Origin of the sequence: Edaphobacter sp. HDX4, from assembly GCF_036877565.1 — a bacterium.
Lineage (GTDB): Bacteria > Acidobacteriota > Terriglobia > Terriglobales > Acidobacteriaceae > Edaphobacter.
The window spans coordinates 66656-90854 of record NZ_JAEDXW010000017.1; the positions used below are offsets into that span (position 1 = coordinate 66656).

The 24199-nt window shown below is 55.5% G+C and carries 20 protein-coding genes and 1 pseudogene; 6 read left to right on the forward strand and 15 right to left on the reverse strand.

Annotated elements, in window-relative coordinates; translation table 11 throughout:
- Window positions 1–78: 78 nt before the first annotated feature.
- From JAO29_RS16160 to JAO29_RS16200, 10 genes and pseudogenes are all read right to left on the reverse strand, one after another.
- Window positions 79–993: a transketolase family protein gene (locus JAO29_RS16160; RefSeq protein ID WP_334269283.1), complete on the reverse strand. Its 915-nt coding sequence runs from the start codon at window positions 991–993 to the stop codon at window positions 79–81.
- Window positions 990–1808 carry a transketolase gene (locus JAO29_RS16165; protein ID WP_334269284.1) on the reverse strand — a complete coding sequence of 273 codons (819 nt, stop codon included), beginning with the start codon at window positions 1806–1808 and terminating at the stop codon, window positions 990–992. The genes JAO29_RS16160 and JAO29_RS16165 overlap by 4 nt, the downstream gene beginning before the upstream one ends.
- Window positions 1805–2722 carry an NAD-dependent epimerase/dehydratase family protein gene (locus JAO29_RS16170; protein WP_334269285.1) on the reverse strand — a complete coding sequence of 306 codons (918 nt, stop codon included), beginning with the start codon at window positions 2720–2722 and terminating at the stop codon, window positions 1805–1807. The genes JAO29_RS16165 and JAO29_RS16170 overlap by 4 nt, the downstream gene beginning before the upstream one ends.
- Window positions 2723–2777: 55 nt before the next feature.
- The gene (gene rfbH / locus JAO29_RS16175; protein ID WP_334269286.1) at window positions 2778–4175 is read right to left on the reverse strand and encodes a lipopolysaccharide biosynthesis protein RfbH; all 1398 of its coding nucleotides are present in this window, start codon (window positions 4173–4175) and stop codon (window positions 2778–2780) included.
- Window positions 4176–4191: 16 nt separating this feature from the next.
- Entirely contained in the window at window positions 4192–5286 is a 1095-nt protein-coding gene (gene rfbG / locus JAO29_RS16180) for a CDP-glucose 4,6-dehydratase (RefSeq protein ID WP_334269287.1), read from the reverse strand.
- Window positions 5280–6050, reverse strand: a complete 771-nt coding sequence (gene rfbF / locus JAO29_RS16185; RefSeq protein WP_334269288.1) for a glucose-1-phosphate cytidylyltransferase — start codon at window positions 6048–6050, stop codon at window positions 5280–5282. Before rfbF ends, rfbG begins: the two co-directional genes overlap by 7 nt.
- Window positions 6051–6164: 114 nt before the next feature.
- Window positions 6165–6797: a hypothetical protein gene (locus tag JAO29_RS16190; protein WP_334269289.1), complete on the reverse strand. Its 633-nt coding sequence runs from the start codon at window positions 6795–6797 to the stop codon at window positions 6165–6167.
- Window positions 6798–6836: 39 nt separating this feature from the next.
- A pseudogene (locus JAO29_RS23580) lies at window positions 6837–7157 on the reverse strand (glycosyltransferase family 2 protein); the annotation flags it as partial.
- Complete coding sequence (locus tag JAO29_RS16195; protein WP_334269290.1) at window positions 7154–8560, reverse strand: lipopolysaccharide biosynthesis protein; 1407 nt, start codon at window positions 8558–8560, stop codon at window positions 7154–7156. The pseudogene JAO29_RS23580 and the gene JAO29_RS16195, both read right to left, overlap by 4 nt.
- A complete protein-coding gene (locus tag JAO29_RS16200; RefSeq protein WP_334269291.1) occupies window positions 8557–9837 on the reverse strand; it encodes a GumC family protein in 1281 nt (426 codons plus the stop codon). Before JAO29_RS16200 ends, JAO29_RS16195 begins: the two co-directional genes overlap by 4 nt.
- Before the next feature lie 174 nt (window positions 9838–10011).
- Here JAO29_RS16200 and JAO29_RS16205 point away from each other — a divergent pair, with 174 nt between their 5' ends.
- Window positions 10012–10653 carry a DapH/DapD/GlmU-related protein gene (locus JAO29_RS16205; RefSeq protein WP_334269292.1) on the forward strand — a complete coding sequence of 214 codons (642 nt, stop codon included), beginning with the start codon at window positions 10012–10014 and terminating at the stop codon, window positions 10651–10653.
- A 29-nt stretch (window positions 10654–10682) separates the two neighbouring features.
- On the opposite strand, the gene JAO29_RS16210 is transcribed toward JAO29_RS16205, so the two are convergent.
- The 3 genes from JAO29_RS16210 to JAO29_RS16220 all read right to left on the reverse strand — a co-directional run bounded on the left by JAO29_RS16210 (window position 10683) and on the right by JAO29_RS16220 (window position 14613).
- Window positions 10683–12032: a hypothetical protein gene (locus JAO29_RS16210; protein WP_334269293.1), complete on the reverse strand. Its 1350-nt coding sequence runs from the start codon at window positions 12030–12032 to the stop codon at window positions 10683–10685.
- 59 nt (window positions 12033–12091) lie between these two features.
- The gene (locus JAO29_RS16215; RefSeq protein ID WP_334269294.1) at window positions 12092–12841 is read right to left on the reverse strand and encodes a hypothetical protein; all 750 of its coding nucleotides are present in this window, start codon (window positions 12839–12841) and stop codon (window positions 12092–12094) included.
- An 896-nt stretch (window positions 12842–13737) separates the two neighbouring features.
- Entirely contained in the window at window positions 13738–14613 is an 876-nt protein-coding gene (locus JAO29_RS16220; protein ID WP_334269295.1) for a glycosyltransferase family 2 protein, read from the reverse strand.
- A gap of 122 nt (window positions 14614–14735) precedes the next feature.
- Between JAO29_RS16220 and JAO29_RS16225 the strand changes: the two genes are divergently transcribed.
- A complete protein-coding gene (locus tag JAO29_RS16225; RefSeq protein ID WP_334269296.1) occupies window positions 14736–15824 on the forward strand; it encodes a glycosyltransferase family 4 protein in 1089 nt (362 codons plus the stop codon).
- 19 nt (window positions 15825–15843) lie between these two features.
- On the opposite strand, the gene JAO29_RS16230 is transcribed toward JAO29_RS16225, so the two are convergent.
- Together JAO29_RS16230 and JAO29_RS16235 are read right to left on the reverse strand one after the other, a co-directional pair.
- Entirely contained in the window at window positions 15844–18450 is a 2607-nt protein-coding gene (locus JAO29_RS16230; RefSeq protein WP_334269297.1) for a capsule assembly Wzi family protein, read from the reverse strand.
- 347 nt (window positions 18451–18797) lie between these two features.
- A complete protein-coding gene (locus tag JAO29_RS16235; protein ID WP_334269298.1) occupies window positions 18798–19340 on the reverse strand; it encodes an inorganic diphosphatase in 543 nt (180 codons plus the stop codon).
- A gap of 119 nt (window positions 19341–19459) precedes the next feature.
- On the opposite strand from JAO29_RS16235, the gene rpiA reads away from it, so the two are divergent.
- The 4 genes from rpiA (at window position 19460) to JAO29_RS16255 (ending at window position 24138) form a co-directional block, all read left to right on the forward strand.
- Entirely contained in the window at window positions 19460–20143 is a 684-nt protein-coding gene (rpiA, locus tag JAO29_RS16240) for a ribose-5-phosphate isomerase RpiA (protein WP_334269299.1), read from the forward strand.
- A 349-nt stretch (window positions 20144–20492) separates the two neighbouring features.
- Complete coding sequence (locus JAO29_RS16245) at window positions 20493–20972, forward strand: DUF3828 domain-containing protein (protein WP_334269300.1); 480 nt, start codon at window positions 20493–20495, stop codon at window positions 20970–20972.
- A gap of 632 nt (window positions 20973–21604) precedes the next feature.
- Complete coding sequence (locus JAO29_RS16250; RefSeq protein ID WP_334269301.1) at window positions 21605–22312, forward strand: DUF899 family protein; 708 nt, start codon at window positions 21605–21607, stop codon at window positions 22310–22312.
- A gap of 239 nt (window positions 22313–22551) precedes the next feature.
- Complete coding sequence (locus tag JAO29_RS16255; protein ID WP_334269302.1) at window positions 22552–24138, forward strand: amidohydrolase/deacetylase family metallohydrolase; 1587 nt, start codon at window positions 22552–22554, stop codon at window positions 24136–24138.
- Window positions 24139–24199: the final 61 nt, after the last annotated feature.

The following is a 24199-nucleotide window of genomic DNA, read 5'->3' on the forward strand; positions in this document are numbered from 1 at the left end:
ATAATCTCTGCCGTACCCTTTGTTTTCGTCGAGGCCGAGTGGCTCGTTTCTGCTAATTGGACATGCGAGATCGGACGGCTACCGCAGCAGCTCTTCTGATGCAGCGACGATACCGCTCACGCTAAGTCCCTGCGACTCTCGGAGCTGGACCTGCGAGCCTGCAACTTTTATAGGAGAGGGCTGCAGACGCAGCGGGCGAAATCGAATTGCCATGCCCATCTGGGCGAGAATCTCTGCTGTTTTCGTTCCAAGACCGCCGACGCCGTGCTCTTCGATCGTAATGATTGTGCGTGTCTCAACAGCAGCTTGACGAATGGCTTCCGCATCTATGGGGACGAGTGTGGGCATGCTGAGCAGACGCACCGAGTGGCCTTTGGACGCAAGTTCGCGGGAGGCTTCGATGGCGGTTCCCAGCATTCCACCTGTGGCAATCAAAGTAAGCTGATTGCCATCCTGAATCTGAATTGCCTTCCCTAGCTCGAACTCAATCTTGTGCTGATGGAGTATCGGTTCGCCAGCTTTGCCAAGCCTGAGATAGGCAGGGCCGTGATTCCTTGCCAACTCGGTTGTCGCCGCGCGCGCTTCAATCGGGTCCCCAGGAGCCACAACGGTCATATTCGGCATAACGGACATCACCGCGAGATCTTCAACACCGTGATGTGTGTAGCCGTGACTCCCATAGGCGAGTCCGCCACCGACGGACACAACCTTGACGTTGAGATTGTGATAACAAACATCATTGCGGATCTGTTCCAGGCACCGCATGACTGGGAAGTTCGCGATCGAATAGGTGAAGACCGTCTTCCCTGCAAGCGCAAGCCCAGCGGCAATGCCAGTCATATTCTGTTCCGCCACACCTGCGTTCAGATAGCGTTCGGGAAAGCGACTGGAGAAGGCTTCAAGGACGGAATAGCCGAGATCGCCACACACGAGCCAGATTCGACTATCCTGCTCGGCCAATTCACAAAGCTGCTCGATGAATGCTGTCCTCATTCAGCAACTCCCAGCTCCTTCATTGCCATCAGAACCTGTTCATCGGAAGGTGATTTGTAATGCCATGCGAGGTTGTCTTCCATGAAGCTGATTCCTTTTCCCTTTACGGTGTGAGCAATGATGACACTGGGTCTGTTCCGTTCGAGCGGAAGAGAGGCGAAGGTGTCTACGATCTCATCGAGATTGTGCCCGTCCACTTCACGAACGGCCCAGCGAAAGGCTTTAAATTTGTCGGCTAACGGCTCCAGTTCGAGGATCTCCTCCACGCGTCCAAAGCTCTGGATCTTGTTATAGTCGACGATCAGCGTCAGATTATCGAGCAGGTGCTGAGGCGCAAATAAGATTGCCTCCCAGTTGGAACCTTCGTCGAGTTCGCCATCGCTTACAAGAACAAAGGTGCGGCTGCGGCTGCCCTCTCGCTTTGCGGCTAAGGCGAGGCCGCATCCTACAGGCAATCCATGTCCCAACGAACCCGAGGAAAGCTCCACGCCAGGAACTCCGCTGGTGACGTGACCGGTCAAGCGGGCTCCCGCTTCGCAATAGGACGACAACTCCGGAAGTGGAAAGAATCCCCGCTCTGCGAGTGTGGCATAGAGAATGGCCGCTCCATGACCTTTGCTGAGAATGAACCTGTCACGTTGATTCCACTCCGGCTCTTCCGGGCGAATCTGGAGCACTCGCCAGTAGAGCGCCGCGAGGATATCTGCCATCGACAGGCAGCTCCCCAGATGGGACGCCTTGGAGTGATGAACCATGCGAACCGCATGAGCTCGCAATCTTTTCGCAACGAGGCCAAGATCAGCTTGTTGGGTCATTGATTTTCCTTGTACCAGGCGACGGTCGCGCGCAAGCCTTCTTCGAGTCCAACTCGCGGTTGCCAACCTGTCGCCTCACGCAGACGAGTGATGTCAGCCTCAAGATGCATTACCTGATCGGGGCGGTATGGAATATCCCCAAAACCGATCTGCAATGTCGGATCTACAAGGTCGCGAGCTGACTCTACAGTTTCGAGCAAAGGCTGAGCGTTACCCGATCCAAGATTGAAGATGCCTGTGGCCGATGATGTTGCCGCCGAGACGAGAGCATCGACAGCATCGGTTACATAGAGATAGTCCCATCTTTGCTCGCACCGCGTCAGTGAAGGAGCTTTGCCGGCCAGCAGCATCTTCACCAGCAACGGGATAAGGTGATGTGGATCATCCATCGGACCGTATGCCGAGAAAAGTCGAAACCATAAAACCCGGGTAGCGGTGACCTGTCCAAATTTGTTTACGAGAAGAGACAGTGCGTGTTTCGCAACTCCGTATGCAGTTACAGGGGTGCAGGGGGAATCTTCGCTTAGCGCCCCGGTTGCGATGCCATACTCAGCCTGAGAGCCGAGCCCCACAAAGACCGGGCACTGGGTAAGCCGGCAGAAGTCCAGCATCTGCAATGTCGTGTTGACGTTCTGGACCAATTGTTGCGGAGAGTCTCTCGTTGCAGATCCCACGCCATCCCACGCCAGATGGAAAACGGCATCCGGTTTAAGGTCAGGAAAAACCTGGTGGAGATCGGATTTACTCAGATCTGCCGTCAAAACGCCGATTTCAGAGAGTTTATCCGCGATGCGCCAGGTGCTTTCAGGCCTAGGGTTACGAATGACTGCATGGACCTGATGTCCATCGGCCAGGAGCTTGCGGACAAGAAAAGAACCAATGAAACCCGTTGCTCCTGTAACAAGACACTTCATACGTGATTTCGAAAAGATGAGGTTGTGGAACTCGTCAAAACAGCAGTGCTCATTCTTAGAGGACTCGCAGCCTGTCGTCAGCGATTTCGTGGAATGACTGGATGATGAAATCAATCATCTCCTCAGTTAATCCCGGATAGACACCAATCCAGAACACGTTATTCATTACATAATCCGTATTGGGCAGATCACCAATTTTGCGATATTTGGCATTGAGATAGGCCGGCTGTCGCAGCAGATTGCCGGCGAACAATAAGCGGGTCCCAATCTTCCGTTGATCCAGCGCTCGGATGACTTGATCTCGTTTTAGCCCGCCCTCAGGTTTCACCGCAATGGGGAAGCCGAACCAGCTGGGATCGGATCCCGGCGTCGCCTTGGGCAGGGAAAAGAACTCCTGCAGCGGCGAGAGTCCTTCATACAGGCGCTTGAAGTTTTCCCGCCGAGCCGCAATGAATCCGGGAAGTTTCTTCAGCTGCGATACGCCTACTGCGGCCTGCATGTCCGACAGCTTCAGGTTATAGCCGATATGGGAGTAGATATATTTGTGATCGTAACCACAGGGAAGCTCTCCGAGTTCCCACTCGAATCGCTTGCCACAGGTATTATCTTTGCCCGGCGCGCACCAGCAGTCACGGCCCCAGTCGCGGAAGGACTCAATGAGCTTGGTGAGCGCAGGCTTTTGAGTCATCACTGCGCCGCCCTCTCCCGTGGTGATATGGTGCGCCGGGTAAAAGCTGACCGTGGAGATATCTCCGAACGTGCCGACACCCCGCCCTCGATAGGTAGCACCAACGGCGTCACAGCAGTCTTCAACGAGCCAGAGATCATGTTTTTTGCAGAATGCGGTGACCGCATCGAGATCGAAAGGATTGCCCAGCGTGTGGGCGATCATCACCGCACGTGTCTTCTCTGAGACGGCGGACTCAAGCTGCGAACAATCGATATCGTAGGTATCCAGTTGAACGTCAACGAAAACCGGTGTCAGGTTGTTCTGGATGGCTGGATTAACGGTTGTTGGAAAACCCGCAGCGACAGTAATGACTTCATCCCCAGGTTTCAGGGCGCGGTCTCCCAACGATGGGGAGGTCAGCGCGGAGAGAGCGACCAGATTCGCGGAGGATCCCGAGTTCACCAGGCGGGCATCGCGAACTCCCATCATGCGAGCGAACTCGCGCTCAAACTGGTCGGCGAAGCGACCCGTTGTCAGCCAGAAATCAAGAGAGGCATCTACGGCGTGCTGGATATCCTCAGCGTCGAAGACTTTACCGGACACTGGTACCGCGGTGTTTCCACCAACAAATTCACCCTTGGGAAAGGCCTCTGCGTGATACTGGGTGACCAGTTCTCGGATCTGCTCGCGCAGGTACTCCTGACGGGGCTTGTCGTTCCCAGGTGGCGTCGCCTGACGCTCGGAGTCGAGTTGCTCTCCCTTTTTCTCAACCGTCGATTGCATTCCTAACTCCTGTCGCCTATCTGCGTGAGCTACTAAGCTGTTGATAGGCTTCGATCTGGTCGAGGGTGATCTGCCGCATGTCGGCCCCGGTCTGCCAGTGCTTATACCATTCTACGATGAGTCGTAGGGCGTCTGAGAGGCTGAGCGCAGGGCTCCATCCAAGCAGATTCCTGGCTCGTGCGCAGTCGAGCTTTAAATAAGTCGCCTCATGAGGATGCGGGCGCTCGTCTATCGTCCACGACGCAGTGGGTGACCACTGCCGGGCGATCTCCTCGACAATCCATTTCACAGGCCGAGCATCTTCTTCTGCTGGACCAAAGTTCCATGCAGAAGCAAAATCTGCATCTTCCAGGAGCAGCTTCTCCGCAAGTTGGAGATAACCCCGGAGGGGTTCAAGCACGTGCTGCCATGGACGTATTGCTTCGGGATTCCGGATCAGAACGTCTTCTTTGGCAACGAATCCACGCATCAGGTCGGGGATCAGTCGATCACAGGCCCAATCACCGCCTCCAATTACGTTGCCTGCTCTCGCGGTTGCAACTGCGACACCATGGGATCCCAGTTTGGCAGGTGGAAAGAAGGAGTCGCGATACGATGCGCTTACCAACTCGGCGCAGGCTTTGCTGTTGCTGTATGGGTCGTGACCACCAAGTCGATCATTCTCGCGATAACCCCAATGCCATTCACGGTTCTCATAGCATTTGTCAGTCGTAACCATCACTGCTGCCTTCACAGACTTGGTATTGCGAATGCTTTCAAGAACATTGACTGTCCCCATTACATTTGTCGCATACGTCAATACAGGCTCCTCGTAGGAGCGTCGGACAAGAGACTGAGCAGCCAGGTGAAGAACAACGTCAGGAGCAAAGTTTCGCATGACGGCTTGGAGTTTCTGCTGGTCGCAGACATCTCCTTCCACATGCTCTATCAACTCACCGATCCGGGCGACCTGAAAAAGATTAGGAGAACTTGGAGGCGCCAGGGAATATCCACAGACCGTCGCCCCCATCTTATGCAGCCAGAGAGTCAGCCAGCTTCCCTTGAAGCCTGTGTGTCCCGTAAGGAATACGCGACGGCCCTTCCATACGGATTCCGAGACCGCATTCACCATTTCTTCCACGGCGGAGTACCACTTTCCCAGAGTTCCTCGAGATGTTTTTTGTCGCGAAGTGTGTCCATCGGTTGCCAGAAGCCGGAATGCAGATAGGCGTTGAGATTGCCTTCTTTTGCAAGGCGCTCCAGGGGCTCCCGTTCCCAGATCGTCTCATCGCCTTGAATGTAGTCCAGAACCTTGGGCGAAAGGACAAAGAAGCCTCCGTTGATCCAGGCGCCATCGCCCGCCGGCTTTTCGCGAAACGACGTGATCTTCGTGTCAACCATATCGAGGGATCCCCATCTCCCTGCCGGCTGGACCGCGCTCATGGTCGCAAGTTCGTTGTGACGGCAGTGAAATTCGATGGAATCGGCAATATTTATATCCGATAATCCGTCCCCATACGTAAGGCAAAATGCGTCTTCCTTCTCCACGTACTTTTTGACTCGCTTGAGACGGCCCCCGGTCTGAGTCGCATCGCCCGTGTCAATCAAGGTCACGCGCCAAGGTTCGGCCATGCTGTCATGAACTTCCATCCGGTTCTGGTCCATGTGGAAGGTCACGTCTGCTGTGTGCAGGAAGTAGTTCGCGAAGAACTCCTTAATGATGTACCCCTTGTAGCCCAGACAAACAACAAAATCGTTGATCCCATAATGGGAATAGATCTTGAGAATGTGCCAAAGGATGGGACGTCCACCTATCTCCACCATCGGCTTCGGACGGACGGATGTCTCTTCACTGATTCTTGTACCCAGTCCTCCTGCAAGAATAACGGCCTTCATGTAATCCTTTTCAAGGTTCTAGTGCCTGTCAATGACTCTATGTACTGCAGACGCAGAGAATTTTAAATGATCTAAAGATCGCACGGAAATATCTGACCGCCGCTCCTGTCAGGTTCAGCGAAGCATCGGATTCCCCATGGCTCGATTGATGCGATTGATGACACGGCAAAGAATAAACCAGATGTAGCCCAGACTGGGCGGCAATTTAATCAACGGGTAGACGAACAGGTGATATCGATAATTATCTGAGAAGAGCGAGGAAAGAAGCTCTTCATATTTCTCATCCAGAAAAGCCTCTTCGCCGCGCCCAGCATTGAGGACGAATGGCAGGAAAAAAATCTGGAGAGTTCCGTTGAGAATAATCCGAGTCAATTCAGGCCTGGCCAGCCATTTCTCGCTAATCGATTTCAAATTAGCGCCAAAGACCTTGAACAAGGCATATCCGCCCCGAGCATCCGCGCCTGCGGCAACGATTGGCTGTGAGATATATGCTCCTCTTCTGAATTGGCGCAGAAGAGTATAGGTCCAGCCTAGCTGAACCAGGTTCGTCCCAATCAGTTCGTGAAAGGGTGCGTGAGGCAGGGATAGAACTCGTTCTTTATTTACGATGTTGCCGCTGATGAAAGTCAGATCGACATGACATTCAAGCGTGAAGGTCTTCGCATCTTCGGTCACGCTGATATGAAGGGGAGCGGCCCGCTCGGGCTGTGGCGTGTCGTCAATCAGAAGCTTCGCGCGCAGATGCACGATATCCAGGTCCTCACGCTTGAGGAGGCTTACGACCTGAGCCAGAGCCCCGGCCAGAATGATGTCGTCATCTCCGACGATCCACACGTATTGACCCGTAGCTAGCTCAAAACACTGTAGGATGTTCGCATCGGCTCCAAGATTGGATGGATTGCGAACATAGCGAAACGCTAGACCACGGCTTCGATATGCTGCTAGCGCCGATTCTGTATCGTCGGTTGAAGCGTTGTCCGAGACCAGCAACTCGATCGCGAAGTTGTTTCGGATCGCTTCCAGTTGAGGCAACAGTGAATCCAGCAAACGGCAGATGTATCGGCTGCGATTATAGGTAGGGATTGCGATCGTAAGTAAGGTATTCACTCCGCGTGCCAAATCCTGCGATATTTCAAAAAGGTATAGGTTCCTTGTCCCAAGCTGATAACAACCACGACGATCAGGTATCCAGTGATAATTCCCACGGGCCCATAAATCCGTCCAAAGAGAACCGTAGATGCGCCGACGAAACAAGCAGTGAGAATCGAGTTCAGCAAAAACTTCTCCTGCTTATGGGCGCGGAGATAGAGAGCCTCGGAGAAGACGACGATGTTGACGGCCACCGCGGTCAGAAGCAGTCCTACGGGCAGAGGTGAAAGTAGCCGATGTGCGAAAGGAATCTCCCGGTGATTGAGCCAGAGGATGCCTGTCATGATCGTGACAATTCCCAGCATGCAGACCAGCAAAGCCTGCTTCACGGAGCGGAAGAAAGCGTGGTCGAGTTGGCCGTACTGCTTCCGGGCGATCATGGTTCCGAACGGGGCAGATTTCGTGTTCACCCACGCAACGGCGACCGTCTGGAGCGCCGTGGCTATGTTGAGAGACATGCCCATCTGGCCAGCCATAACAGCTCCGCGATAAGCAAATACCACCGGATTGAACAGCTGGAAGATGAAGTATCCCGAGATCCAGCTGACGGCGATCTTCCACTGAAAGGGCCAAACCTCTTTTGCCCACTCGATCCGGTGTTCGTCCGGGTTATGGCGAAGCAGTCCAAGCAGAAGAGTCCGTTTTCCATACAGCCAGACGATGGCCGTCGATGCGGTCCCTACGATCATCATCGCGGGTGCGAAGAGCCCATGATGCGTTATGAGAGCCGACCAGGCCAGCAGGCTCCCCACTGCAGCTTGAGCCAGTCTCAGGCGGGCCACTTTCGCGACATATCCGCATCCTTCCAGGAAGGCTAGAACGGGATCAATTTGGAAGGTCAGTGTCGCAGCAAGAGCTACGCAGCACCACGGAGCCTTCCAGTTCACGACGGAACTTCCATATTGATGGTTCGAGAAGAAGTACAGACCAGCTGAGATAAGGAAGAGTCCCAAAAAGCCAGCGGCGATCGAATACCAGCGCACCGACTTCTGCAGTACAGATGCCAGACGCGCGTGAGCTACAGGATCGCCATGGATCTTGTAGTCCGATGAAATCTTTAGTGCGGCGCTCTCGTGGCTCGCCATCTGTTGAATCACGAAAGAGAATCCAAGTTCGAAGACGACCTGTAGGGCAACCAGACTGAAGAATGTGTAGTAGTAGCCCTGCTCTGCAGGAGAGAGCAGATGGGCAATTAACGCTATGGTGACCAGGCCCGCGGCGCTTTGCCATACACGAGCGAGAACCGTGAAGATGATTGCCCAATCAAGCCCAACTACATCCTTGAGCCATCGCTTCACTGGATGGACGGGGACGCTAGGTGCGGTGGTGAGAGAGGCCTCCGACTCGTCTTGCCCTGTCACCTGTTTGCCTCTGCACGAACGGATTTGTTCCGTCTCCAGACCTGTTTCAACGCATCCAACTGCGGGCCTTCGACGGGGCTACTGGATAGGTGCCGTAACTTCTCTTTGATCATGACCCAAAAGGTACTGCCGATCAGGCCGAGGATCGCGAATCCAAGCACGATCAACGAGCGCTTTGGAAACGACTTGCGCTCGGGTACGACGGCTGGGTCCACCACCTGCACAATTGCTCCCTGGCGAGCTTCATCCACCTTGGCAACCTCATATTGCCTCGCCAGCAGGTCGAAGATGGTCTCGTAGTATTTGACATCTCGCAGCTTCCGGACGTACTCGATGCCGGCCTCCTGCATACTGCCCTGAGGAACGAATGCTTTTGTGGCATTTCCCGAACTGGCTGCCATCTTTTGTTCCTGTGCCCGCAGGCCGGCTAATTCCTGTTCGGCGATCTGAATTCCAGGATTCTCAGCTGTAGCGTAGGAACGCAGGGCTGCAATCTGCGCTTCCTTTGCGGCAATCTGCGCTCGCAGATCAGCAACAAGCTGGATGGCGGCTCGGGCCTGAGCATCCAGCGAGATGACGCCGGTCTTCTGTTCGGTCTTCTTCAGGTCTTCTTCTGCCTTGGCGAGATTATCCTTCGCCTGCGCCAACTGCTGTTCGAAGAACATGCGTCGCTGCGATGCCTCTGTGACCGCAAGGCTTGCAGTTCGCTTCTTATATTCGTCAACGTATGCGTTGGCTATCTCGGCCGCGCGATGGGGGTCGCTGTCTGTGACGGAGATACGGATGAGCCCATCTTTCGCTCCATTATCGATATCAACGTCGCTCTCGAGTTTCTTCCTCGCCTCGGCGCGGTACTTTACCTTGTAGAGCGATATCAGATTAAAGCGATCTACCATCGCATCTTCGATCGTCCGACTCTTAAGGATTGCTACCTGAAGATCATTCGGATTCTTTAGTCCGAGGCTGCCGCCCGCAAGAGACGCAACCGAACCCAGGTTTCCGAGTTGCGACATGAGTGCAGCACCAACAGAACTGCCGCCTTGAGGAGGAAGTATCGCGGTAGTTGCCAGATAGTGAACCGGAAGAATCAAGGAGATAACAACCCCTAGCAAGATGGCTGCCAGTGTTGCCTTCAGGATGAACCGACGCCCCTGTACAATGACGATCAGAAGCTCCATCAGGGAAATCTCTTCCTCTTCCCTAGGCTCAGTAACCACAGAGATTGTCTCTTCCTCGTTTTGATTCAGCGTTCCCAAGGATTCATCGAACCGAGTCACAAGTGTTATATTCTCACAGTAACAAACCGGGCAGACATCGGAAAAGCCTGCGGGGGTCCAACCTGAAGACCGAGCAGTCTTCGCTGGATAATTCCCCTATATCATTGCAATCATTGGTCCAGAACCCGCTCCTCCCAGAAGGAGCCATGATTGGCATCGGAGCGGCGTAGCCGGATGTTCGGAAAGATTACTTCCTTTTATAGAGAGAATGGTTTCTACGTCTTCTCTACCGTTCTGGTAACGCGACCGCTCCATTACCTCCGCAACCGCTTTCTAAAGCGTAAATTACACGTGCGGCATCTCTCCATTGGTCCGAGAGCCCACCTCAGAGGCCTAAGTTATATCTCTCTTGGAGAAAACTTCTTCGCCGGGGACGGTCTTTGGCTCGAGGCGATTAACCGGTACGGCGATGAGAGCTTTACGCCGAAGATCCAGATTGGTCAGAACGTCTCCATCAGCCATTGGAGTCATATTGCCTGCACCCATTCCGTCACGATCGGAGATGGTGTTCTGATCGGCAGCAAGGTGATTATCACCGACCACAATCATGGCAGCTTCACCAGGAATACCGCATCGCCCACTCTGCCACCTGCTCGACGCCCTCTTGAGCGAGACCGGCCTGTCGTCATTGGATCTAACGTATGGCTGGGCGACGGCGCAGTAGTGTGCCCTGGTGTCACCATCGGCGAAGGCAGTGTGGCAGGAGCCAACGCCGTTGTCACGATGGACGTCCCCCCCTTTACACTCGTCGCGGGAGTTCCTGCAAGGCCCATACGTCGCTATGATGCGCTGGAAAAGCGTTGGGTGAAAATTTAGCAGATCCCCTGTAGATGAAAGTGCTGAGCCTATGCAGATGGGCTCAGCACCCGTCCATCGCTTGCCATTGGCTTCACACCCAACAACTGTTTCCTTTCCATGCGGCGGGTTTGAGCAGCGAGGAATATGGCCATCCACAATATGGGAAATGTGACGTCGGGCACATCGACGCACATGTTGAATAGCAACGCTGCGCCTGCCCAGAATAGCCACCGCTTCGTTTGGGATAATCCGGAAAAGAGTCGTAAGTAATAGATTGCGAAGGCCAGGAAACCGGCAATCCCCACATTGCTCAGCAGAAAAGTCACGAGACTGGAAGGCCGATTGCTTCCCAGGCCGACGCCAATTCCATAGGTATGAACCAGGATGCCGAGTGCATAAATATCGGAGGTTGTTCGGTTGATGAACGAGCCTGACTCCCCTTTGGAGACAGTCAGTTGTAGCAGTACCTGTTGATAGTTCAGGAGTAAAGGCAATGCCAAGACGATCGGCACGAGACAGAGACTCGCCAATGCCAGGACTCGCTTCCCTTTTTTGATATTGACATACCACGGAAACCTGATGGGGAAATAGCGAGACAGTAAGATAGCCGCGAAGATAGCTAACGTGAATAGGGAACCAGTCGATGTGACGGCGACACTTGCCGCAATAGCAACCATCACCCTGAAAGCTTTGCCCTTTCCTTCGAGATACTCCGTTAGAAAACCGATAGAGTACAAGGCAAGACATGCACCTGCGAAGGATGGTTCCATAAATGGTCCCGGTTTGCGTAACAGACCAGGGGAACTCATGAGATCCATCAGGTCTGGGCTGTTGCGAACCACTGAATCCGGAAAAGGTATACCTGTGACGCGACAAAACGCCTGTACGAATACACAAAGCGCCAATAAATAGAAAGCTATGAGATAAGCCTTAGAAGTCTTTTTCTCAGAATAAGGGATTGTCATCAAGGCGTAAGCGGTCGCCAGGTGCAACGAAAGATAGGCAACCTGTGTCACATTCGTCCCTCCAAAGTGAAGAGGAGGACGTATGAGCGCACCCAGATCGATTCCCTGCAAAGGATCGTAGATCGGCATCCCGGCGAAGAGGAATGGCCCAATAAAAGCCGAAGCTATCGAGATTCCTCCAAAGAGCAACAGCCAAAATCCTTCGGGCAGTGGTTCTCTTTGGCGGGGCCTCAATAGTAGATTTCCTATCGAACGCAGCACGATCAGCATCTCGATGATGAAAAACGACTGAAGTCCTCGTGTTCCAAACTTCAACGCGGCAGATCCCTGGAAGATACTGGCGATAATCAGGAGCCCAAAGAGGCGATCCTGTCGAAACAGGAAGAAAAACACCGCAAAACACAGAAAGATGGTTCCGACAATCGTTGGCATCGAGTTAGAGTGTTCTCCCGCTTTCGAAGCGAACTCTTACCGCAGCCATTTCTGAAAGGTTACCGTGCATATGGATGTGGCTCATCGGCAGGACTCGAAGGCGAAGCTGGACTATTCGAGTTCGGTCTGTTCAAGAATAAAGCCGTTGGAAAGATCTGTAACTTCATATCTCCCATCTCGAGCGCTCTAAGGGCTTCATCTTCCACATGGATAGGAACGTGCGCGAAAAGTAGAACTGATGTGGGCAGATGCTCGGCTGTTGTCCCCTTGACATCAGGCGTGAACACAGCACATGAGAATAGAACAAGCGCACTCGCCTGAAGACAGAGGGCGCACACTACTGCGGTGCGCCTTGCGAACGCAGGGGGATTGCCCTTCGAGATGCCCAGGAAGGCGGTTACTGCGAGCACAGCCTGAAGAAGCCTCGAGCCCGGATCGGATATGCCGAGCGCCGTTCCGGGGACGAGGAGAAAAAGTACAAAGAAGAGCGAGCCGGCTACCCACACAAATCTCTCTTTCGTTCCATCGCGAAATCCCGAGATCATTGCTACCGCTAAACCTAATCCAATCACTCCGCACAAAATAAGGTTCAGGAGATGCAGGGCGAGAAAGATGCCTGTACCGAACTGATGAAGTGCGATGGAGCCATCGGAGGTCACCGGATTAATGAACCCGAAAGACTTGAGGTAAGAATTAACCTTGTAAGCCCAGAATGCCGCGGAGTAAGTCCGAACTGCGGAGACCATGCCAGCTTGTCCGTCGGCGTTGTTCTCCAGGTAGAACCTGCCAACGACATACCAAGCGCTCAAGAGTATCCCAGGAACTAGCTGCCAAAGCAGTCGCAGTCGTCGGAATTGCACCGCATATAAGAAAACGAGCAGGCAAGCCAAAGCGAACGGAATCATGTGCGAGAAGAAGCACAGTACTAATAGAAGTCCCAGTATCCAGTCATGCTTATCCTCGTTCATTAGGAAGCAAGCGATAAAAAGAAGCCAGCAAAGACCGAACTGGAAATTTATAAATCCGTACCAGAGATTTACGTTAAGAAATAGGGACGAGGGAAGGATCAGCCATAAGACGGCAGTGTTCTCGACAGCCCGTATCATGCGGCCAGCAGACAGAAACGAGAGGAATAAAAGCGCGCAGAGCCACAGCTTTGCTGCGATCTGCCATTGGAATAACAAGGCAAGTCCGGCTATTCCAACCGTCGTCAAAGTGTTAGGTACGGGATACGCCTTCAGGATGTGCCACGGATCCGGTATGCCAAGGATGTGATTTCGCAGCAGAACTCCTTGATAGATCCAATCGCTGTAATCTGTAAGCGACGGAGCGGCCTTATGTACCAGCAGAATAACGCCGTACAGAAAGAACAATCCTGCCACATACCATTCGGCAATCTGCGGCGAAAGCTTCTTTAAGCGTGTCCACTCGTCTTTGATCTTTTTGTCCTCTGAATACTGAGTTCACGCTTGGAGGGGGACTCACTCTCTGCTCTCCCATCTTGGCTCATGTTAATCAATTTCGGAACCCTTGGCGAACATGAAAAGCGTCCGCTTCGGAGGTTACAGTTACCAGGTACTTGGCACGGGCGGTCTGGAGGTATAGCTCCGTCTCCGAAGAGAGGGATATACACCGACGACCATGATCTTCGAAGTATTGTTGCGGCACGCGACTAGAAGGATGTGGGCGCGCTGGCGTGCCCCTGCTAGCGTATCTTCAACTGGATCGGCAGAGACCGAAGATAATCCTGCACGCCTGCATAGACTGATCTGCACTGCGTCACCTTGAATCGAACCGCGCGCGTGGCCAGCCGCACAGTCAAAAACCAAAGCATCGCAAAGTGAGGAATCTTCGAATGAAGGCGAAGAATTCTAAGCCCCGACGTTGTGAAGTACCGGTCGAGGACAGGATTGTATCCGCCTGTGCTGGCGCCCACCTTGTGTAGAATCCGGGATTCGGGGGCTGCAGCGAGCCGCCAGCCTGCATTGCGCAAGCGCACCGAGAACTCAGTCTCTTCCCAATAATGGAAAAATCCTTCGTCCAATAGGCCCACTTGCTCGAGAGCTGGTCGAGCTATCAGCATGCTTGCTCCATAGAGTGCGTCAAGCGATTGATCACTCTGTGGTTCAGTGAAGTTTCGGGCATATCCAATCCACAGATTGACCTTCGCGCCTGCCCATACCTGCACGGTAGATGGATTATCGGCGTAGTAGCAGACCGATGCCACAGCGGCAATCTTGGGATCCGTCCGCGCCTTTGCGACCAACCTGGAAAGGGAATCCTGCGCAGGCTTTGTATCATTATTCAACAGCCAGATGTACTCCGCTTTATCAGACAGCGCATAGCGCATCCCGATATTGTTGCCGCCCGCGAAGCCCAGATTCTTTGAGCTCTCAAGCAATAAAATGTCCGGATGAGATGCTCTGATCCTGCTCACTGAATCGTTCGTGGAACCGTTATCCACGACAATGATCTTCAGATTAGGGTAGTCGTTGAGCTTGAGAGCATCGAGACAATCAACTGTGTCCTGCCAGCCATTCCAGTTCACAAGAACGCAGGCTACCTTTGGTGTTGATGTCATCCTTCTACTCGCACTCCCTGCCTAGGTCTAATGATATCCATTTCAAACAGCGACGGGCACATTGCAGCGCTAGTCTACCCGTCCCCGCAATAGAGCGAAACCTCCACAAGCGATAATGAGCTATGAAGACTCTTTGCATCGATTTGCGCTGGATTGATGCTTCCGGCGTTGGCGTGTACATCAAAGGCATAATGCCTGGAATTGTCGAGCGGCTGTCCGATGTCTCCATCGTGGGCTTAGGAGATGCGACCCGAATCGAAGAGTTCCCCTGGAGCAGATCCGCCAATCTTCGATTGATCGACTGCAAGGCCGGAAGGTACTCGATAGCCGAACAGATCCAGCTTCCCCTGGCGATACCTTCTGAAACTGACCTGTTCTTTTCTCCCTACTACACAATCCCGCTGTTTTTTCGCGGCAAAATCGCCGTAACGGTCCATGATCTGGCTCATCTCACCCTGCCGGAGATTATCTCTGACAGGAAGAAATATCTCTACGCTAAGATGATGTTTCGTGCTGTCCGTAAACGTGCATCCACCATCTTTACGGTCTCTGACTTTACGAAAAACGAGCTTCTCCGGCTCACGAAGGGCAGACGAAGCGACAACATCATCTCCATCCATTTAGGTGTGGCCCCTGAGTGGCGTGAAGCAGCGGAACTACCTGCAATTCGGCCGAAGCCCTATTTCATCTGCGTGGGGAATGTTAAGCCGAACAAAAACATCTCACGTCTGGTGAGAGCTTTTCAGAACGTGCAGCACGCCATTCCTCATGATCTGGTCATAGTGGGCCAGAAAGAGGGAATGCTCACAGGAGAATCGAAGGAATTCTTCGATCAGATACGTGCTGCCGGACCGCGTGTTGAGATGACGGGATCGGTGCCTCAGGCAGATCTGCTGTCGCTTGTAGGGCACGCCGATGCCTTGATTATGCCCTCTCTCTATGAGGGCTTCGGTCTGCCACCGCTTGAGGCGATGGCGGCCGGTGTTCCCGCTGTCGTATCCCGCGCGGCATCGCTGCCGGAGGTGTGCGGTGATGCCGCACTCTATTTCGATCCTCTGGGGGAGGACGAGATCTCGGAGCGCCTGCTCCAAATCGCTCAAGAGCCCGCACTTCGGGTGCAACTCCGAGAGTCTGGTCTGAGACAGAGTGCACATTACAGTTGGGAAGCCTGCAGCGAAAAAACCGCTTCGAGATTACTCGAATCTCTCTAGAGTGTTCGGCCCCGAGCCGCTAACGGCGGATGTTTAGGTCCGGAGTCCAGGTCAATTGAAGCCATGCGCTTGTGTTGTGCTGGGACCCGGCAGTATATGACGGAATCAGAAAGCGCTCGTACTGCGTGAAGATCTGCGCCGTCCAGTTCCGGGTGATAGCGTAGGAACCGTTGATAAAGCCATCACTGATGGTGCCTCCGCCAGGAAGATAAACGTGACTGACCTTATTCTGACGATAGCCGCCTTCCACTCTTGTCCGGCTTGAGAACCAGTAGCCGCTCCGCCCTTCGATCGCCCGCCCATCACGCCCGACCGCATTGCCCAGGAGAAATCCTTTATTTGTGTTGCTGTCCAGATATTGATTGTTCTGGAAGAAGTGATTTCCTCCGAAATCGGTGGCCAATCCCTGGGAGCTTACGGCCTCTATCCGAAGATCCATATGCGGGAGCCACGGCAGCCTCGCGAAGTAGATGCCAGGATTCCAGACCGCACGGCGCGGAGCCGCTATAGGGCTGGGGTCGTCATCGGAGTAGGCATCTGCGTACAACGTGACCAGCTTCTGCATGAAAGGGAGCCGGTAACGGAAGTCGAAGTTGCTCTTACGGTCGCCGGGATCTTCACGATCGCCATAGACGAAGGTGCCCGTCGAATTGAAGCTGAAGAGATTCTGTTTGAAGGTGTGGAAGGTAATCGGGTGTCCTACACCCCAGAAGACCGACCAGCGCGTGAAGGCAAGTTCGAGGTTATTGCCGAGGTTGAGCGATATCTTCTGTCCGTTGAACCACGGCCGAGCCGGAAGAGAATGACCGGACAGCTTGCCGAGGACGATGTCGAAACGATACGTCCCCAGAGACGGAATCAGGGGCAATGGGTGCGGTCGCGTGGAGACAAAGCGGGCGTTGTAAGTGGGCTCCGCATTGCTTGAGAAGGCGAGCGGCCCCATCGTAGTCGGGCCCCAGTAAAGCTGCTGCTTTCCGAATGACAGCGAATTGCCGGCAAACGCGATGCCGCCGTAGAGCTCGAGCGGTCGCTGTCTCTCGAAAGCTGCCCGTTGCGGGACGATTGGGATCAGTGGCGTGATTCCGGGTCTCGTTCCGTCCAGCTGATTGATGAACTGATTCATCTGCTCTGTTTGGCCCGGGTTGCCGGGGCCGTGCTGCATCTCCTCCCGGGCATAGAAGAAGAGGCGCCCATAATGGGCTCGGGCCGAGAAGCCCGCGATCGCGTTCGAACCCCTTCCCTGCGGACGACCGAAGTCGTTCCACCAGGTCTGGCCGAAGTGGAAGCTGTCATTGAGCGCGGGACCTGCGATAGTGCCGTAGCGAGCATAGGCAGACTCGAGCGCTAGTTCCTGGTAAGAGCTCGACTCCTTCGAGAGCTCTTTATCGAGGTCGTCCATCAGCCGACGAGCCTCCTTGACCATGCCTGGGTCCGAGGTGCTCATCCGGTCGGCGATCTCCTCTGCCTGATGCAGCTGACGCAGGCACTCCTGCCTGGTCCAGGGACGGATGCCGACGTTCTGTGTAGGAATCAGACCGAGGGCGGCGAGCCTCTCAAGCGCCGGGTAGATCCAGCTGTCCATGGGAACGTTCGTGGATCCGATTGTGTCTGGATCGGCGTCGAATGGAGCCGGCGGACGGTGCTCGATGGGGTCCGGCGGCAGGGCGAACTGCGGTGGCGGAGGTGGCGCCGCAAGCTGTGCAGAGGATGATGAGGAGCCGGTATTTGCGGCGACGTAGTTGCGAGGCAGCGGCGGCGGAGAATCGTACGGGTTCAGCGTGTAGTTGTGATGGGCACGATAGACGTAACGACCGATCAGCCAGCCGGCGACGCTTCCGACGAGGACGTCGGAGGGAAAGTGCTGCTCGGAGAGAACACGGCTCACGCTGACAGTGGAGGCCAGTCCATAGACGGCCGTTTTACTCAGCCAGCCGGGGTACTCGGAGGCGACGACCGAGGCCATCGACCAGGCGAGGATGGAGTGATTGGACGGGAAGGAGCCGTTGTTCCAGGAAGAGTTGAAGAACTTGCCCTGCGCGTTGTTCTCGAGCGGGCGGTCTCGGCGAAAGGTGATCTTGAGGGCTTCGTTGACTGCGTAGGCGTCGAGGGCTGCTTCGCCGGCGAGCAGGCCGGTCTCGTGAGCCTGCGGCGCGTGATTGAAGAGGCTCCAGAGATAGGAGGTCGCCGGAACGGCTGCGATGCCGACGAGGGTGCCGTTTGAAAGGGTGTTGGCCTTGTTCTGGCCGTCAGGAGTCACATGGACCAGCTCCGTCATCGTGTGATGATCGCTTCCGATCAAGAGTCCCGTGGCGATTCCGAGAGGAGCGAGCCAGATTCCATCCGAGGGTTTGAGGTGGGCAGGACTGGTCCAGATGGCCTTCTGGTCTTCGAGGAGGCGCTTCGGGGTTCCGGCGAGGGTGATGTCCTCAGATCGCTGGTCGCGCGGGAGCAGCGTCATCTGGCTGGGCTTCTGCTGGTTCTGTGGCTGGGGAGCTTCAGGCAGGTCGGTCGAGCCGATCACGGCGTTGGGAGCTGCAGTCTGAGCAATTCCGAACTGCGGCGGCGCAAGAAAGATACAGGCTACGGAGAGCAGCGGCAGCCAGATTCTTTTAGGGGTCACATCCATAAACGGGGTTCGAGGTTGCCGTCAACGATGCCACCCCTAACAGGAAGGCTACCATAGGGTCGCCTCCATCGCCCTAGCGGAACGGGGCGGGGGGTACTCCCCCTGTTTTGCGCAAATCTTCGAAACATTCGACTTAGGTCCGGACCTAGTGGCAGGCGGTTACCAGGGTCGCGCGTGAGCCTCAAGCGGGAGCGAGTGACACCTCGCGTCTGGGCCTAAGTTCTTTCCTACCCTGCTCTTTCAGCTTAGCAGGTGGGCATGGATGAATCGGCAGATATATGTGTATGTGGATCAGTGGTTTACGGGTTTCCGCGCTTGACAAGGGCTGGCCTTGGCAAGCCATCGGGTCACGGCGAATTCCGCAGCTTGCGGATGAGTTGTGAGGCGCCTGCGGGGCCTTTGCAGCCGAGTATCTCGTACTCTTTCCCCTCGAGCCGGTGATAGTTGGCGAAGAACTCCTGCAGCTGATGGAGGAAGCCCGGAGGAAGGTCCTTGTAATGGAGCACCGGAGCGTAGAGGTGGGTTGCGGCGGCGACGGTCAGGAGCCAGTCGTTGCGGACGCGTTTCTTCCCCTCACGCTGTTCTGCTTCGACCACACCGATGAGCCGCGCCTGTACCAGGCAGCCGGGAACCGCCGGTTCATCCATGAGGACAAGAGCGTCGAGCGGACCGCCGTCTTCGGCCATGGTCTGGGGGAGGAATCCGAAGTCATAGGGGAAGACCATTCCCAGAGGAAGGACCTTCTTGAGCGAGAAGATATTCTGGGCGCTGTCGAAGGAGTATTTGTTTCGGCTTCCGCGAGGTGTTTCGATGATGATCTGAAGCAGGCCCTCCTCCTTCGAGGTTGGCGGAAGCTGCTCCGGGTTGGCGAGGGAGCTTCTGCGGTTCATGACAGGTAGGAGGCGCGGGGTGAAGGGGATGTTGCTTCGCGGGCACGCCGGAAATTTTGAGGGGAATAGGTTCCGACGCCGAGCCGGAGGATGGAAGAATGGATGAGGAGGAGCCTGGAATGGACCAACAGACGCAGCTGAAACAGCAGGCAGCAGAACGAGCCCTGGAACTGGTGAAGCCGGGTATGACGGTGGGGTTGGGATCCGGTTCGACGGCGACGCTGTGGATCAAGCTGCTGGGTGAGAAGGTTCGTACTGGAGGACTAAAGATCCGCGCCATTGCCAGCTCCGATGACAGCGAAAAGCTGGGCCGCAGCTACGGGATTCCGTTCACGAGTTTCGACGAGGTGGAGAGCCTTGACCTGACGGTGGATGGCGCTGATGAGGTGGCTCCCGGACTGGCGCTTATCAAGGGCGGTGGAGGCAAGCTGCTGCGGGAGAAGATTGTCGCGAGCGCTTCGAAGCAGTTTGTGATCGTCGCGGACGGCTCGAAGCAGGTGGAGAAGCTGGGTAAGTTCCCGCTGCCGGTCGAGGTGATCCAGATGGCAGAGCCGCTGGTGAGCCGCGAGCTACGCGAGCTTGGGTTTACGCCCAGGATCAGAACGCAGCCGGACGGCTCGAACTACATCACAGATGAGGGGAATCTGATTCTGGATTGCTCGGGGTTGCTGATCGATGACCCTGCCGCAATGGCAGAGAAGCTGGACTCGATTGTGGGAGTGGTGGAGCACGGCTTGTTTCTGGGGATGGCGAATATGGCGCTTATCGCGGAGGCGGGCGGGTTGATCGAGCGGACGCGATAGCAAGGTGTCCGGTCTCATCAGGTAGAGCCCACTCCATGTCTTTTCTTCGGTGTCAAGCGCAGGAACAGGTGCACTGCATTTTTGCCTTATTAAGGCCGCAGTTGTTCTTAGTTCTATGAGTTCCTATGGGTCGGGAACCGGGCAGCGTTCAGCGACAGTCGCTCAAACTTCCATACGCGGGTTGGACCGCACGAACGTACGTCGTCGCAGCTTGCCTCGGACTTAGCGCGGGCGTCGGAAGGTACTCCGGCCCAGGGGGCTCATGAGGATCACCATGACCGGCTGGCCGGTTCCCCACGCCATAGGCGTGTTCAACAATCCCCTTTACACCTGATCAAGCCAGTCTCAGTTGACGATCTGGTATCTTTCTCCGATGCTTGCTCTGGCGATGTTGCTCGGTATGGCTGGACAAACCGCTCAAGGCAAGGATGGCGCTCGGAATTTTGCCGAAGCGATCTATGCTCGCTACAGTAGAGCTCAAGGTTCGGGGCCTGATTTCCTCCGGCAAGACGGGCAAGATGTGTTCTCACCAACACTGTTTCGTTTGATCAAGAGGGATGTTGAGGCTACGCCACAGGGCTTCGCCGGGCGGCTTGATTTCGATCCAATCTGTTCATGCCAAGACCCGGACGGGCTTCGTGTTGAATCCATCACTGTAGATCCTGCAAAGAATCAATTTGTTCCCACGACTGTGATCCTTCATTACCCCGACTCAACCACGAAGACCGTTCGACTGACCTTGGTGTTCACAAAGGATGGGTGGAGGGTTTATGACGTCGGTAGCGCAACCGTACCTAGCCTGCGGAACTTGCTGAGCAGAAATCCATAACGGTGACGAATGTGCTGTGGACTGAGGACGTCTGGTGCTCTCCAATATCAAGTCGCGGCAGTCAATCGCATCTCCTGACCGATAGCCCGGATAAAGCCCGCGAGTTCACGTGTTGTGCAGCGACAATGACCGTGGGCTTCTTGCCGCGCGCAATCATGGTTCGATATCGCGCACAAAGTCTGGTCTGCGAGAGCGGGTCGGCGATGACCAGCGGGATGAGCGTGATCGTCAACCGTCTTCTGCGTCGCATGGCTGCGGCCGGATGTCTGCGTGGACGCAGGGAAACGAGGACTCCGAAAGAGATGAGAAATACGATCAGGCAGGTGAGATCCCGAAGAAAGAACGCACTCGACAGTTCGCATATCTTATAGACGGAGCCCAACACAAATAGCTTGCGAATGCTTCGAATGAGGAAGACAGGGATTCTTTCACTGAATGAACCTGCGAGGCAGATTCCCATGGAGAAGACCGATATCAGTACGAAGTAACGCGCTCCGGCGATCGCTTATGGAACTGCCGGTGCTGCGATTTCCTGCTTGTACTGCGACTTCATGCGGGATTTTGTGACCAGTGAAGGTCGCTGTTCTATTTCCTTTTGAGATGCATGGGTAGGATTGTGCCCTGGAGGTTTTATGTCGGACACACAGACTCTTGTTCCTGCCGAGCAGATGGTTGCGACCAACAAGGCTCACTTTCCTGGTGAGAGCGCGCAGTATCGGAGGGCGCGCAATGCGCTGCTCGTCGAAGAGATCGAATTACGCCGTCAGATCGAGCGTGTCGCGGCCCAGCGCAGGGCTCTGCCGGAGGGAGGCGAGATTCCGAAGGACTTCGAGCTGGTTTCGGAGAGTGGCGTTGCAGGACTATCCAGCCTGTTTGGAGAGAAAGACACGTTGCTGGTCTACAGCATGATGTTCGGTCCGCAGCGGACGGCGCCGTGCCCTATGTGTACATCGTTTCTGGCTGCGTTCAATGGAGAAGCTGTGAACCTGCGTCAGCGAGTTGCGGTTGCAGTGACTGCGCGCTCGCCGATCGAGCGGCTGCTGGAGTTCAAGAGGCAGCGCAGCTTCGCGCATCTGCCATTTGTCTCCGACGGATCGGGCGAATACACGCGGACGTATGTCAACGCGGAGGACGCCGATGTTCCGGGATTCGCCGTCTTCACTCGACGCGATGGTGTCGTTCGCCACTTCTACAGCGGGGAGATGAGCGGCGAGATGGCCGATCCGGGACAGGATCCGCGCGGTGCTCCGGATCTCGATCCGATGTGGCTGATGCTGGATCTCACTCCGGGAGGCCGAGGGAAAGACTGGTATCCAAAGCTCGATTACGGAGACAGATAAACGTATTCGCATAGTTGTGCGGATGTTGGTCTCGTTTGGAACACTGGGGAATGTCTCTTCCATCGCTCCGGAATTGCGGTCGAACCTACGCCGTGGTCGCATCGTCGCGTCTGTACGAAACTGCGCAGCGGGCAGGATAGGGCTTATGTCCGTTGCGGGGGCGTGATCTTTCGTTTATAAAAGCTTGCTTATTCGCGAAACGATCCGCAGCAACCCCAGAAAAGCCATAAGGAGCCTCAATGGATAGTAAGTTTCTCGTTCGTGCGTGTGCCGGACTCTCACTTGCAGCGTGTACCTTTGCGCCTCAACTCGTTGCGCAGACTACGCCGCGGTCCGCCGCGGCGCCCGGAACCGCTGCGGCGAATGCTCCCATGGAGGCGAAGCCGTACGACCTGCTGCTGAAGGGGGGCCACCTCATCGATCCGAAGAACAAGGTCGATGCGATTCGGGATGTAGCGATCAAGGATGGAAAGGTCGCGAAGATCGCTGTGGGGATTCCTTCGAGCTCCGCGATCAAGACGGTGAACGTCGCTGGCCTCTATGTCACACCGGGCCTGATCGACATCCACGTTCACGTCTTCTGGGGTCTGAAGAAGAGTGACTACGCCGGTGGCGACTGGGCCATCATGCCCGATGGGTTCACTCTGCGGGACGGCGTGACCACCGTCGTGGATGCGGGATCGTCGGGATGGCGTAACTTTCCAGAGTTCAAGGAGCGCGTCATTGACCGTTCGCAGACGCGGGTTCTTGCTCTGCTCAACATCGTCGGAGCAGGCATGGGCAGCGGCCCCATCGAGCAGAACATGAAGGATATGGATGGCGAGAAGACCGGGGAGACGGCACTCAAATATCCAGGTGTGGTGGTAGGCATCAAGAGCGCTCACTTCACCGGTCCTGAGTGGTTTCCCTACGACCAGGCACTCAAGGCGGGGACCGTCGCGCACATCCCTGTCATGATCGACTTTGGCTCGCGTCGCGCGGAACGCCCGCTCGATCAGCTTCTCGAAAACAAGCTTCGGCCGGGTGATATCTACACCCACATGTACAGCGGTCTCCGCGGCGAGCAGGACCCCGAGACCGGCGGCCCCGGCAAGGGCATGTGGGAGGGCCGCAAGCGCGGCATCTACTTCGACGTAGGTCATGGAGGAGCCAGCTTCAACTTCAGTGTGGCCGTTCCTCTAATCAAGGCCGGTTTCATTCCTGACTCGATCTCGACTGACATTCATGAAGACAATGTGAACGAGGGACTGAAGGACCAGCTGACCACTGCAGACAAGTTCCTCGCGATGGGGCTTCCCCTGCAGGAGGTCATTGCAGAGATGACATCGCATCCGGCGATCGAGATCCAGCAGCCCCAGCTCGGCAATCTCTCCGTCGGGTCTATCGCAGACATCGCTGTCCTCAACGTGCGCCATGGCGACTTCGGATTCGAAGATGGCTCCGGCGCCATGATGAAGGGGCACGAGAGACTGGAGTGCGAACTCACCGTGATGAGCGGCAAGTTCGTCTATGACCTCAACGGTCGGGCTGCACTGCCTTGGGACCAGCCGCCGGGAGAGGCCGAGAAGGAGGCGAGAAAGTGGACCTTGCTTCGTACTCCGGGCATGCAGCGCGAGCTTACGCCAGAGCAGCAGGCTAGCATGGCCCGTCGGCCCCGCTGGCCGCACTGGGATCCCTATGAGGTCGGCCCCAACGGGAAGGTCACATTGAAGGCCGCCGCAAAGCTTCCACCTGCGGGAGCGAAGAAGGCGAAGCTCGATGTGCCTCCTCCGGCTGCCACCTGGGCTACACCCCCGTTCGATTCCTGGCCAGCAGCAAGAAAATAAACGCGGACGTAGAAAATATCAGAGACCGCGCTCAGACTTTGGGCGCGGTTCTTTTTGGTAG

Coding starts and splice junctions, on each gene's coding strand:
- rfbF (WP_334269288.1), bottom strand. CDS start 6,050: ATGAAGGCCGTTATTCTTGCAGGAGGACTGGGTACAAGAATCAGTGAA.
- JAO29_RS16250 (WP_334269301.1), top strand. CDS start 21,605: ATGTCGGACACACAGACTCTTGTTCCTGCCGAGCAGATGGTTGCGACC.
- JAO29_RS16225 (WP_334269296.1), top strand. CDS start 14,736: ATGAAGACTCTTTGCATCGATTTGCGCTGGATTGATGCTTCCGGCGTT.
- JAO29_RS16230 (WP_334269297.1), bottom strand. CDS start 18,450: ATGGATGTGACCCCTAAAAGAATCTGGCTGCCGCTGCTCTCCGTAGCC.
- JAO29_RS16255 (WP_334269302.1), top strand. CDS start 22,552: ATGGATAGTAAGTTTCTCGTTCGTGCGTGTGCCGGACTCTCACTTGCA.
- rfbG (WP_334269287.1), bottom strand. CDS start 5,286: ATGGTGAATGCGGTCTCGGAATCCGTATGGAAGGGCCGTCGCGTATTC.
- JAO29_RS16235 (WP_334269298.1), bottom strand. CDS start 19,340: ATGAACCGCAGAAGCTCCCTCGCCAACCCGGAGCAGCTTCCGCCAACC.
- JAO29_RS16220 (WP_334269295.1), bottom strand. CDS start 14,613: ATGACATCAACACCAAAGGTAGCCTGCGTTCTTGTGAACTGGAATGGC.
- JAO29_RS16205 (WP_334269292.1), top strand. CDS start 10,012: ATGTTCGGAAAGATTACTTCCTTTTATAGAGAGAATGGTTTCTACGTC.
- rfbH (WP_334269286.1), bottom strand. CDS start 4,175: ATGCAATCGACGGTTGAGAAAAAGGGAGAGCAACTCGACTCCGAGCGT.
- JAO29_RS16170 (WP_334269285.1), bottom strand. CDS start 2,722: ATGAAGTGTCTTGTTACAGGAGCAACGGGTTTCATTGGTTCTTTTCTT.
- JAO29_RS16160 (WP_334269283.1), bottom strand. CDS start 993: ATGAGGACAGCATTCATCGAGCAGCTTTGTGAATTGGCCGAGCAGGAT.
- JAO29_RS16165 (WP_334269284.1), bottom strand. CDS start 1,808: ATGACCCAACAAGCTGATCTTGGCCTCGTTGCGAAAAGATTGCGAGCT.
- JAO29_RS16210 (WP_334269293.1), bottom strand. CDS start 12,032: ATGCCAACGATTGTCGGAACCATCTTTCTGTGTTTTGCGGTGTTTTTC.
- rpiA (WP_334269299.1), top strand. CDS start 19,460: ATGGACCAACAGACGCAGCTGAAACAGCAGGCAGCAGAACGAGCCCTG.